The 11802-nt window shown below is 41.5% G+C and carries 9 protein-coding genes; 2 read left to right on the top strand and 7 right to left on the bottom strand.

The annotated features are described in order from the left end of the window. Position 1 precedes the first annotated feature (1 nt). The 7 genes from AC07M6_RS16180 to AC07M6_RS16150 form a co-directional block, all read right to left on the bottom strand. Complete coding sequence (locus AC07M6_RS16180; protein ID WP_494891151.1) at positions 2-610, bottom strand: toxin-antitoxin system YwqK family antitoxin; 609 nt, start codon at positions 608-610, stop codon at positions 2-4. Then, positions 607-1104 carry a hypothetical protein gene (locus AC07M6_RS16175; RefSeq protein WP_494891149.1) on the bottom strand — a complete coding sequence of 166 codons (498 nt, stop codon included), beginning with the start codon at positions 1102-1104 and terminating at the stop codon, positions 607-609. The genes AC07M6_RS16180 and AC07M6_RS16175 overlap by 4 nt, the downstream gene beginning before the upstream one ends. A 6-nt stretch (positions 1105-1110) precedes the next feature. Further along, complete coding sequence (locus AC07M6_RS16170) at positions 1111-2067, bottom strand: fibronectin type III domain-containing protein (RefSeq protein ID WP_494891147.1); 957 nt, start codon at positions 2065-2067, stop codon at positions 1111-1113. A 262-nt stretch (positions 2068-2329) separates the two neighbouring features. Beyond that, complete coding sequence (locus AC07M6_RS16165; protein WP_494891145.1) at positions 2330-3775, bottom strand: RagB/SusD family nutrient uptake outer membrane protein; 1446 nt, start codon at positions 3773-3775, stop codon at positions 2330-2332. Between the two features lie 28 nt (positions 3776-3803). Continuing rightward, a complete protein-coding gene (locus tag AC07M6_RS16160; RefSeq protein ID WP_494891143.1) occupies positions 3804-7217 on the bottom strand; it encodes a SusC/RagA family TonB-linked outer membrane protein in 3414 nt (1137 codons plus the stop codon). A gap of 126 nt (positions 7218-7343) precedes the next feature. Further along, on the bottom strand, positions 7344-8426 hold the full coding sequence (locus AC07M6_RS16155; protein ID WP_494891141.1) for a FecR family protein: 1083 nt from the start codon (positions 8424-8426) through the stop codon (positions 7344-7346). A 65-nt stretch (positions 8427-8491) separates the two neighbouring features. Next, entirely contained in the window at positions 8492-9073 is a 582-nt protein-coding gene (locus AC07M6_RS16150; protein WP_494891140.1) for an RNA polymerase sigma factor, read from the bottom strand. A gap of 742 nt (positions 9074-9815) precedes the next feature. Here AC07M6_RS16150 and AC07M6_RS16145 point away from each other — a divergent pair. Further along, positions 9816-10412: an RNA polymerase sigma factor gene (locus AC07M6_RS16145; RefSeq protein WP_494891138.1), complete on the top strand. Its 597-nt coding sequence runs from the start codon at positions 9816-9818 to the stop codon at positions 10410-10412. A gap of 73 nt (positions 10413-10485) precedes the next feature. Next, on the top strand, positions 10486-11643 hold the full coding sequence (locus AC07M6_RS16140) for a FecR family protein (RefSeq protein ID WP_494891137.1): 1158 nt from the start codon (positions 10486-10488) through the stop codon (positions 11641-11643). Positions 11644-11802: the final 159 nt, after the last annotated feature.

The following is an 11802-nucleotide window of genomic DNA, read 5'->3' as shown; positions in this document are numbered from 1 at the left end:
ATTAAGGTTTAACAGGGGGCTTACTACTATTTGTTGTTTTTTGATGTTTTTTAAAGATATTGAGTTTATCAAAAAAATGCGAGGGCTGTTTTTTAGGCTGTTCGCGGCCATTTTTATACTTTACAACCCTAACAGAATCTTTACTGAAAAAAGTTATTTTCCCGTTCAATTCATTACTATCATAATTGCCTGATTGTATTGGTTTTCCGGCATCGTCATAAAGACTGAAGAAACCCGATCTTACCCCAAACTGATAGGTGTATAATTGTTTTAACACACCGTTTTCGGTCCAGGTTTTCCAGGTGCCGGTTTTTAGCCCTTTAGTGAATGCGCCTTGTTCTTTCAGGTTTTTATTTAAATAGTATTCACTATAAGTGCCGTTTAACAGCCGCCCGCTATAGCCGCCCTGGGTATGGCGTATCAGTCCCGATCCGTACCAGTAATAGGTATTTGAAGGGTCCATTGACGGGGTTGAATTAACCGGCCGGATTTCAGCGACGATAGTTTTATCGGCTTCATTTATCCTGACATTAGTGCCTACTTCAGGTAGTTTTTGCCCGAAAGATGAAATTGTTATAAACAGTCCTGCAATTAATAATGGTAATTTCATAAAGAAGCGGCGTTCATGATGATAAATTTAGTTTGGTTTTTAAAACTGATCTTCACAGAGTCTTTCATGTTTTTTAACAGTTTTACATCCCCTTCGGTTTCACCTTCGGCCAGCATGGTGTTTTTACCGTTAATGCTCATAATAGCAATCAGTTTTTTTGAATCGGGATTGCGGATATAGCCCGAATACCTGACAAAACTCCAGTTAAAAGCTGGCTGAGGCAAGCTTTTGATAGTACTAATGCTCCGCTTTACAACTACCTGGGGGACTGTATCATGGCCGGCCGGGCTGAAAGGGTCCCGGTAGTTTAACCTTAATTTTGTGGTGTCGTCTTTAATGGCGTAATCATTATACGGTTCCTTTTCAGATGGTTTGATCAAATTGCTTTTATAGTCATCGTCCCGGTTAACCGAAGAAAATATGCGGTAAATGATCATGCCCCACACCACCAGCACCAACAAGCCCAACACATAAGTCATTTTTTTATTCTTCATCTTCTGCTATTGGTGGACAAAATTCCTTAAGTCGCTTACCGCGCCTTCATTACCCGCCGCGTCAATCGCGGCTACTTTCCAGTATACCTTTTCACCAAAGCTGCCCATATTAAAGCTGTAGCTGGTATTGGTGGTAGTTAACGGAAATGTTGAATTATATAAAGTGGTGGAATCACTTTTTAAAACGTATAGTTTGTACTTGGCGGCGGTTAACGCGGTATTCCATTGCAGGGTAGCGGGCAGCGTAACCGTTTGGTTATTTGCCGGGGCCACCAGGGTTACTTTGGCCGGTGGTGTATGATCGTAGCTAATACTGTTAATGGCCGACCATTGCGCCTGCGCGGTATCATTTTCGGCCCTTACCCGCCACTGGTAGATTTGGTCTTTAGTAAAAGTAAAATTCATTTGCTGGTTGGGCGTCACCTGATTATAAACAACCAGGGCTTCGTTAATAAAGTTATTGGTATCTATCTGCAGCCGGTACTTAGTGGCGCCATACAGATCGCCCCATGAAAAAGTTGCCGCCGCCTGGTTGGTTAACGTGTTATTGGCCGGCCCCAGCAATTGTACCTTTTGATTTTTGATGGAAGACTGCAAAACAGTAAAACTCCGGGCAGCGCTGTACGCCGTTTTGTAACTGCCATTTTCGGCCCTCACCCGCCACTCGTAATTACCAGGACTAAGGTTGATGGAAAACTTAGTGCTTTTAAGTGTAGTATCCAACACCAGGCTTCCAATGGAATCAAATTTGGGGGAAACCACCTGCAAATGATAGGTTAAGGCGTCCTCAACGTCTTCCCACCAAAAATTAATATTGTAAGATGTGCTTTTATAATTAGGGCCAGGTGCTTGTAACTCAACTGTTTTTTTACTGATATCGGGTTCTATAATGTCTTTGCAGGAAGCTAAACATCCTATAATAAAAACGCCAATAATTGTGCAGAAAAAAAGGTTCGGTTTCATGAATGGCAAATAAAAGAATTTCACTTAAATTACAATAATTTTTTACGTATTACACTGCAAAAAGTTTGAATTAGTATTTGTAGCATTTATTAATTTATGGTGCCCTATACCATTCAGGACGTAAATGCATTTCAAATAAAAAAAGGCCGCATCGTTATGAATGATGCGGCCCCGGACACTTTCGAGATCCTCAAAGGCTATTTAATGACGGTATGAAGTTTTTTTTGCGAAAACGTTCTGCTATATAAATAACAAAAAAATACTATTTCAAATTTGGATTTACATCCTGTTCTGATTGCGGTATCGGGAATAACAGGTGATTGTCATCAACAGTAACGCTCACAGTGGCCATAGCCGATTTTAACCTACCCAAACGCAGCAGGTCCCAGCGGCGCTGCCCTTCTCCGCAAAGTTCGCGTGCCCGTTCGGCCAGCAAAACATCTACAAAATTATCTGAAGTTGGCGTATTGGTAAGGTTAAACTGATCCGTCGGCAGGTTTAGTCCGGCACGGGCCCTTACTATATTTATACCGTTAAACTTGTTAGGGTCGGCCGCGTTTATATTATTCATCGCTTCTGATTGAAGCAGGTAAACTTCGGCCAGGCGCAATACAAACCAGTCGCTTCTGGAGTTATTATCCTGGCGCCACTGGCTGTCTTTAAACTTGTAGCAAAACGGAGTTACGGCTTGCGTTACCCCTTTGCTGTCAACCGCCTGGTTAGATACGCTATAGGTTTTACGTATATCCCTGGTACCTGACGGAAAGCCATTGTTAAAAAAATTATTCTGGACAAAAAACGAGCCGTATCCGCCTAACACCGTTGGGTAAAACATACGTAATATAATATTACCAACATTGGGGGCAGTACCAAAACGCACGGCAAAAACTATCTCCTTGTTATATTTATTATCCGAGCTAAAGATGTCGGCATAATTGCTGAGCAGCCCGTATGAGCCGGTATCGCCAATCACTTTATTACACTCCGTTAGCGCATCCTGGCTATCGGTAGTTTTAGCAGCGGTTGATTTTGCACGTGTTAATAATACCTTCGCTAATAACGCGGACGCCGCGCCGGAAGAAACCCTTCCCTTATCGCCGGCCACGATATTTTTTTCGGCATAGCAATTGGTTTCGGCATACTGAAGGTCGGTAACAATCTGATCGTAAATGGCGGCAATTGCAGCTTTTTTGGGATACAGATTAGGGTCGGCGGCAGTAACAGGCTCGGTAATAAGCGGTACCGGACCAAAAGCGGTCATCAGGTTAAAATAACCGAGGGCGCGTAAAAAGTAAGCATTACCAATAATGTTTGCCTTTTTTGCCTGATCCATTGATATTGCCGGAACATATTTGATCACGTCGTTCGCATTCTTGATCATTTTGTAGTTATTGATATACCAGTTGCCAATCTCGCCGTTTACAGCGGCAAAGGTGTGGTCGGTCAGCGAGTTCCGGTCGGTTGAAGAGCCTGGCGCGGCATACATCAGATCTGAAGCATTATCAGACACGGTATAAACCGTACGCTGATAAGACGTTTGAGGTTGCATGGTACTGAATACTCCGTTTAACGCCGCAATTGCATCTCCTTCGTTTTTGTAAAAATTTGTCGGTGTTAAAAAACTATAAGGCTGCTCGGTAAGGAATTTTTTACACGAGGTAAAACTTAGTGCAACTATTACACCAGTCATTAAAATTCTTCTTTTCATAATTTGATATTAAATATGAGTTCTTTGTTTAAAATCCTAATTTAACTCCTAGTAAAAGGGTTCTTGGCGGCGGGTACGAGTTGATATCTGCCCCAAGGTTCAGGTTTTGGCTGCCGGGGTTCAAATTCTGCGTACCTGCATTCAGGTTTTGGGCGCCATAGCTGTTTATTTCCGGGTTATAACCAGTGTATTTGGTAAAGGTGTGCAGGTTTTGGACCGTAAAATACACCGTCGAGCTTTTAAATACCCGCGATTTTGGCGAAACCGGTATATTGTATGCTAACGACACGGTTTGCACCCTTAAATAGCTTCCGTCTTCCAGATAGTTATCTACCACACCGGCATTATGTATAGATGGACTGAAAACTCTTGGGACGGTATTGCTGCTTCCCGCGCCATTCCAGGCATCGGCCATAAAAGTATACTCGTTTGCCGTAGTGCCGCCGCTGTGCGCGTATTTGGTAAGGTTGAGTATTTTATTACCTTGTACACCCTGAACAAAGATGGAGAGATCGAAGTGTTTGTACGATAAAGTGTTAGTTACACTATAAATAAATTTAGGAGCTGCCTGCCCGATAATCTCGCGGTCGTTTCCGTTAATGATCTTGTTGCCGTCAACATCCCGAATAATGGCATCGCCGGGTACCACGCCCGATATACCGGCAGCGGTAACTTGTGCCGGGGTTTGATAAATACCATCAAAATGATAGCCATAAAACGAGCCTATTGGCTGGCCAACGCGCAAAATGGAAGGTGCAAGGCCATTGGTTACAATGTACGAACCGGTGCTGCCTACCAATATATTATTGGTACCATTCATATCCAATACCTTATTATTATTAGTGGCATAGTTAAGCGTTGATGTCCAGTTGAAATTTTTCGCCTCGATATTTCTGGTAGTTAAAGAAACCTCAAATCCCTGATTCTGTACCTTGCCCGCATTCAGCAGGATATTGGAATACCCGGATGACTGAGGTATGGAAAAATTAAGCAGCAGGTTGCTGGTTGTTTTGCGGTAATAATCGGCAGTTATGGAAATACGGTTATTAAACAATCCAAAATCGGCACCCAAATCAAACGAAGCGGTAGATTCCCAGCTTAGGTTAGGGTTAGAAATATTATTGGGCCCCACGCCTACCACACGTGTAGGAGTAGTACCTAACGAGTAGCTGTTAATAGCATATTGAGATAAGGATTGGTACGAGCCTATCTCCTGGTTACCGGTAACGCCGTAGCTGGCTCTCACCTTCAAATCGGATATTTGCTTTATTTTTTTAATAAAATCCTCCTCGGATGCCCGCCATGCGAATGCCCCCGACGGGAAGTAACCCCATTTCGAGGTCGTGCCGAAACGGGAAGATCCATCAGAGCGCATGGTAAAAGTAAACAGGTACTTTTCCATTAACCGGTAATTAAGCCGGCCGAAATATGATGCAATGGTATTTTTATACGTATTGGATTGCGGTGTTAAAACATTAGCGCCTAAGGCTAAATTATCTGTACCCAGGTTATTGGTAAAAAATCCCTGAGCGGCGGCGCTAAACGCCTTGGTTTTAAACTCCTGCAACGAAAAACCAATCACCGCATCAATAGCGTGCATTTTGTTAAACACTTTATTATAGGATAAGGTGTTCTCGTTTAACCAGCTATAGCTCACGCTATTAGATGAGTAAGCCGATCCGTTGGTTTGCTGCCCGATGTAAATAGTGGTAGGCAGGTAGTATTTTTCGCCGGCGTTATTATAGTCGATCCCCAGACTGGTTTTTAATTTAAACCCTTTAATAAATTCATACTCGCCAAAGGTATTGATAAGCCCGCGCGAATTGGTGATCTGATCAGTAGCCAGCTCCACACCGGCAACCGGGTTGCCATAAGTACCAACATAAGCGCTTGGCCCGTTTGCAAATGTATATGCTCCGCTTGCATCAAACACCGGCACAATAGGGCTCATACTCAGTGCACCGCCAGCGGCACCATATCCAACACCTGTTATGGTTGGGTCAACCGCCTGAACATTGTAGGAGATTTGCGAAGAAAAACCCATCTTTATTTTCTTCCCTATATTCCTGTCCAGGTTTAACCTAACCAGTTCGCGCCTGAAACCGGTGTTTCTCATAATACCGTCCTGGTCAAAATGGTTTAAACTAAGGTAATAGCGTGCTTCGTTGCTGCCGCCGCCAAAACTCAACTGATAATTTTGTATAGGCGCTGTACGGTATAATGCATCCTGCCAGTCGGTACCTGTGCCAAAGCCGGCAATCTGCGCATCGGTATAGGGCAAAGTTTTAGCAGTACTGGGGTTGGCCGCGTTGTATTCGGTATAATACTGGTTCAAATACCGGCCAAATTGTGTGGCATCCATCAGGGGAATTTTATGAGCGATGTGTTGTAAACCGCTATAGGCATCAAAATTGATATTGTGCTGCCCTGCTTTTCCCTTTTTGGTGGTAATCAGTATTACGCCATTGGCGCCGCGGCTACCATATATAGCAGTTGCCGACGCGTCTTTTAAAACCTCAATAGATTGTATATCGCTTGGGTTGATAGATGTGAGGTTGGTAACCCCTGCAAAACCGTCTACCACATATAAAGGCTCGTTGCCGGAGTTGATAGAGTTAGTACCACGTATGCGGATAGAGGTTGGGCTACCCGGTTGCCCGTCTGATTGGGTAAGCTGTAAACCGCTGATCCGGCCTTGCAGCATTTGATCGGCCCCTATTACGGGAGTTTTATCCAGGTCTTTCCCACTTAACGAAGCAACAGAGCCGGTAAGGTCGCTTTTACGCTGTGTTCCGTACCCAACTACTACTACTTCGTTCAGTTTCTGGTGCGCTTCATCCACCTTTAATGTGATGTTTATTTCTGTCAGGGTACCAACCGGTACGGTTTGAGAAAGAAAGCCGATATACGAAAACACAAGAGAAGCGCCCTCTGGAACCGTTATTTCATACTGGCCCTTTGCATTGGTTACGGTGCCGGCACCTGTGCCAAGCGCCTTTACGCTTACACCAGGCAACGATTCGCCGTTGTTATCAACAACTGTACCTTTTACCTTGATGTTTTTGACTACCGAACCCTTTGGCGCTATAACCACCAGTCCGGCATCTGTTACCTGATAATCAAGGTTGGTATTTTCCAGTATCTTATCTAATACATCCAATAAAAGGACATCGTTAACATTAAGTGTAATTTGCTTGTCTTGCGGCAATAATTGCTCGCTATATAAAAAACGGGTTTTCCCCTTTTGCTCAAGGGTATAGATCGCCTTTTTCAGGGACGCATCTTTTAGACTAAAGCTGACCTTCACATTTTGTGAATAACTGCTTGCGGATACATTCAGACAAAACAGAAAACTTAGGGCAAAAATCCAGTTGAGCATCAATAAAAATTTTCGGTAATAGTGTACAGAAAATACTTGATCATGAAGTATTTCTTTTTTCATAATTTTACGGTGTTAATAATTAAATAATCGGTTAGTTGTCAGCAACATCCCGTTGCTGATTTAATGGATCGATATTGGGCGGGGAGTATTGGCGTATTTCCCGCTTTTTATTTCAATCCTCTTTTTTTAATTAATGATTACTTTGTCATTGGCGGTTATTTTAAATTTAAACGGTCGTATTATTTGCATTTCTGATAATGCCTGGCTTATCGTTTCATTTTCAAGGATCCCGGTAAACCGGTAGTCTTCGGCCACCTTATTATTGATCTGAAAGGTGACATTATACCATTTCTCTAATTTGGGGACCAGATCTTTAAAAGATTCGTCTTTAAAAACCAGCTTGTTTTGCACCCATGAAGTTTCTTCAAAATAATCCTTGTTCGATATTTCAACAGGTTCGATATTTTCAATAACCAATTTTTTATGAATTTGCGCCTTATCGCTTTCATCGGTATGTTTAACCGAAACGCCTTCCTTTAACGCCAGCTTTTCCTTCGGCCTTAGCAATATGCGCTGCTGCGGGTTACTGTTAAGCGATAATTCTATCAGGCCCCTTATCAGGGTTGTTTCGGTAATATGATCGCCGGGATAAGCTTTTACGTTAAACGCTGTGCCTAAAACCTTGATCGTTATTTTTTGGGTATGAATAATAAACGGATGCTTTTTATCCTTAGCCACGTCAAAAAAAGCTTCGCCATAAAGCCTTACATCCCGGTGTTCTTTTTGCAGCATGGCATCATCATACTGTATCTTGCTGTTGGTGTTGAGCCATACACTGGTACCATCAGGCAAAGTGATTTTTTTGCGCATGTGTTTGCCGCAAACAATTTCTGTAGTAGGCGCGTACGAAATAGGATTACGATGTAATAAATTACTGCGGATCAGGAAATAGGTGCCGAAACCACAGGTTACTAATAATGTGGCAGCTACCAGCCAGCGTTTAAAATATTTTTTGTTTGGGTGGTTGGAGGGATGGTTTTGATAAGCCTCAAACTCGTAGCCGTATTGTTGTTCATGTAGTTCAAAAGCCTGGTCTATATCAGTTTCTTCGGGAAGCTCGTCTTTAAAGGTGATCTGTTTCAGCGTTTCTTCATAATATACTGCTTCAGGAAAAAGCGCCATCAGCTCATCCAGTTCCTCAATTTCTTTTTGGGTGGCTTCGTTGGCCAGTTTCCTGGTCAATAATTGTATAATCCGCTTGTGCTCCATCAATGATGAGTCTATAATGGTTTAAGCAGATGACAACGAAAAAATAAATTCTCCCTAAAAGAAATTTAATTTTTTTTCATCGGAGTCAGATTAAACTCCTTCCGGATAGCAAAAGAAAGTCGCCTGTTGGCAATAACCAATTGAGAATCAATAGTTTTTACAGACAGATCCAGAATTTCAGAAACATCCTTATAACTCAGTCCGTCTTCTTTAACCAGTCTGAAAATGATTTTGCATTGAGTGGGTAATTCATTAATGGCATCATTGAGGCTTTTCCGTAATTCATCATTAATCAATATCCACTCGGGGGTAGTATTGTCTATCTGCAGATTAATGGAAACATCGTCCAGCGAAACTACGCTGCCGCCCGAATTCTTCTTTATGATATTTAAGGATAGGTTTTTAGCTATAACAAAAGAATACGCTTTGATATTACTGATGGACGTAAGCATTTTTCGCTTTCGCCATAAAGTGATCATTACATCAGATGCAATTTCTTCTGCCAGTTCGGGCGACTTTAATAAACTGTAGGAAAAGCGTTTGATTGATGGAAAAAGCAATCCAAATAACTTCTTATAAGCGCCATAACTATCATGTATAGCTATAGCATTTACTATATCCGTTAAATCAGATATGTTCTCGGGCATCAGGGACGTTTATATTTTATTAGTAAGGTTTATCAAGGTGACAGACAAGTGCTTGATGATACAAATTAAAATAAATAATTGTATTAAACCAACTTCGCCCCCGGCAGTGGTATTTTAAATTAACCGTAATAGCGTGTGTGGTTAACGGGGTTATTTAGATAATCTTTTTAAAAAGCTTACCTGAATAAGCACCAAACCCTTATAGTATCGATTTAATGGCCTGTTGATATTTGTAACAATAGATTGAAACGGCTTTTTAACCCAATCAACAATTTGCCAACTATCGTTAATGATTGGCTAATTTGCCATATTTCCCACCTGTTGGGAATCAGCACAATAACCATTTCCAGAGTACTACTTCGGGTTTCATCTTCTGTTGGTGTTTGCCCCCTGTCTTACTGGTTACTATGGCAAATACTGCGCTTGATATGATATTAAATCAATGAAATCATTAAATTTACTTTCATCAGGTCATTAAAAAGTAATATTTCGACCTAAAAGCACTATTTTTCTATATGAATTTTATTAAAATATAAATCATTTGTTAAATTTTTTTGTTTTTTGATGTTTTTAATGAAAAAAATATAATTTTTATTGGTATTTTCAGTTAAAAAATCAATAAATCGTAATATTTTTACATATTTTGAGTCTGCATGCTTAATTATATAATGAATTTGCTAAATTTATAGTGTTAATTTAAGATAAAGGCAATATAAACTTAGATGCATTATCGATATAGCAAATGGAATTGTCAAAAAACCTTTCAGACGAAGAATTGATCCTTCTAATAGCCAGGGACAATGCCATTGCTTTTAAAATGCTTTACAACAGGTACTGGAAAAAAATGCTGGTTAAGGCTTATGCCCAATTACAATCTTACACTATTGCCGAGGAAGTTGTTCAGGACGCCTTTATTAACCTTTGGAAACGCCGGCATACCATTACGCTCAAATATACTTTTCATACCTATATCGCATCAGTTGTAAGATATGAAGTAATGACTCAACTGGCGAAAAAGAACAAACAACCACTATATATTGATGATTTGGAAATTCCGGCAGTTGCTGATCATAGTACACAGCAATGGCTTGATTTTGACGAATTAAGATCGCAAATAGAATCGTTGGTAGATACACTGCCGGATAAGTGCCGGTTGGTATTCAAACTAAGCCGGGATAAAGGACTTTCTGATAAACAGATTGCTGAAAGCCTGACCATATCTCCAAAAACAGTCGAAGCTCATATCAGTAAAGCGCTTAAAACCCTGCGCTTAAGTCTTAATAACTTCATTTGCCTTACGCTTTTCTCCTGCACCCTGGTTTACCTGGCCGGCTGGTAAAAAATATTTTCTTACCAACTAAGGGTAGTGCACTGGTTTTACACGCTATGTAATAAATGTAAATCATTTCTAAATGCTGCACTTGACTGAAAAAGAATTACAAGAATTATCTGACAAATGGTTAAGTGGCAACCTTACCTGCGAAGAGCGGGTGAAATTGGATAAATGGTATAACCAGGAGTTGCCCGGTGCCATTAACTGGGAAAGCGGAGACAGGAATGGATTTGAATTAGGGGAACGTTTATTTGAAAGGATACAGGAAGCGCAGGAAACACACCTGGACAGGCATAAGCGTTTCAGAATTAAAATAGCTTTAAGCCATACCCGGAAGCTGGCGGCCACCCTGCTTTTGCTTGCGGGCGCCGGCTTGTTTTATTACCTGTCGCCCTTTAATAAAAATAACACAGGCGATAACCAGGCTATTTTATCAGGAACAAAAAATAATAATAAAGCTATACTTACACTGGCCGATGGCTCGATAGTGGTTTTGGATAAAACCCATAAGGGGCTGATAGCTAAACAAGGGAGCGCGCAAGTAAACAAAACCGGCAACGGGGCACTAAGCTACCACAACAGCGGCACAGGCATAGCGGCATTGGGCATACAATATAACAGCATTGCCACACCCGTGGGCAGCCAGTATGAAGTGAGTTTAGCCGATGGTACTAAAGTTTGGTTAAATGCCCTGAGTAGCCTAAAATACCCAACCGCCTTCAACGGGGCCGATAGAGTGGTGGAACTAACCGGCGAGGCCTACTTCGAGGTGGCAAAAAATAAGCACAAACCATTTAAGGTTATGCTGGCAAATCATACATCGGTAGAGGTTTTAGGAACCCATTTTAATATTATGGCTTACCCGGATGAAACAAACATCAACGCCACCTTATTGGAAGGTTCCATCAAAGTTAAAAAAGGCGCGGCAAACCAAATGATTACCCCGGGGCAACAGGCGGAAATCACAGATCAGATCAAAGTTTCGGCCGTGGATACGCAGGAAAGTATCGCCTGGAAAAACGGACTGTTTAGCTTTGATAAATCGGATACTAAAACTATCATGAGGCAAATAGGGCGATGGTATGGTGTTGAAATTGCTTATCAGGGCAAGGTGCCAGCCAATCAACTAACGGGGTATATTGCCCGTGCATCTAATTTAACCGAGGTTTTAAAGATGCTGGAAATAAGCGGGGTAAAAAGCACGCTGAAAGAAAATACGGTTACAATAATCAACTAATTAAAATTAACTAATTAAACGCAAAACAGGCTATGGATCCATAATTACTCACCCATTACCTCAATAAAAAAACCGGAACGTTCGCAGCGTCCCGGCTATTAGATTGAGGCCAATCAAAAAAAATCTTTCTTCCCGAAATTTAATGTTTAACCTTAATCC

Source organism: Mucilaginibacter sp. GW821-FHT07H05, assembly GCF_059418485.1.
This window is presented reverse-complemented; position numbering and strand designations above follow the sequence as displayed.

Coding starts and splice junctions, on each gene's coding strand:
- AC07M6_RS16155 (WP_494891141.1), bottom strand. CDS start 8,426: ATGGAGCACAAGCGGATTATACAATTATTGACCAGGAAACTGGCCAAC.
- AC07M6_RS16160 (WP_494891143.1), bottom strand. CDS start 7,217: ATGAAAAAAGAAATACTTCATGATCAAGTATTTTCTGTACACTATTAC.
- AC07M6_RS16140 (WP_494891137.1), top strand. CDS start 10,486: ATGCTGCACTTGACTGAAAAAGAATTACAAGAATTATCTGACAAATGG.
- AC07M6_RS16170 (WP_494891147.1), bottom strand. CDS start 2,067: ATGAAACCGAACCTTTTTTTCTGCACAATTATTGGCGTTTTTATTATA.
- AC07M6_RS16180 (WP_494891151.1), bottom strand. CDS start 610: ATGAAATTACCATTATTAATTGCAGGACTGTTTATAACAATTTCATCT.
- AC07M6_RS16175 (WP_494891149.1), bottom strand. CDS start 1,104: ATGAAGAATAAAAAAATGACTTATGTGTTGGGCTTGTTGGTGCTGGTG.
- AC07M6_RS16145 (WP_494891138.1), top strand. CDS start 9,816: ATGGAATTGTCAAAAAACCTTTCAGACGAAGAATTGATCCTTCTAATA.
- AC07M6_RS16165 (WP_494891145.1), bottom strand. CDS start 3,775: ATGAAAAGAAGAATTTTAATGACTGGTGTAATAGTTGCACTAAGTTTT.
- AC07M6_RS16150 (WP_494891140.1), bottom strand. CDS start 9,073: ATGCCCGAGAACATATCTGATTTAACGGATATAGTAAATGCTATAGCT.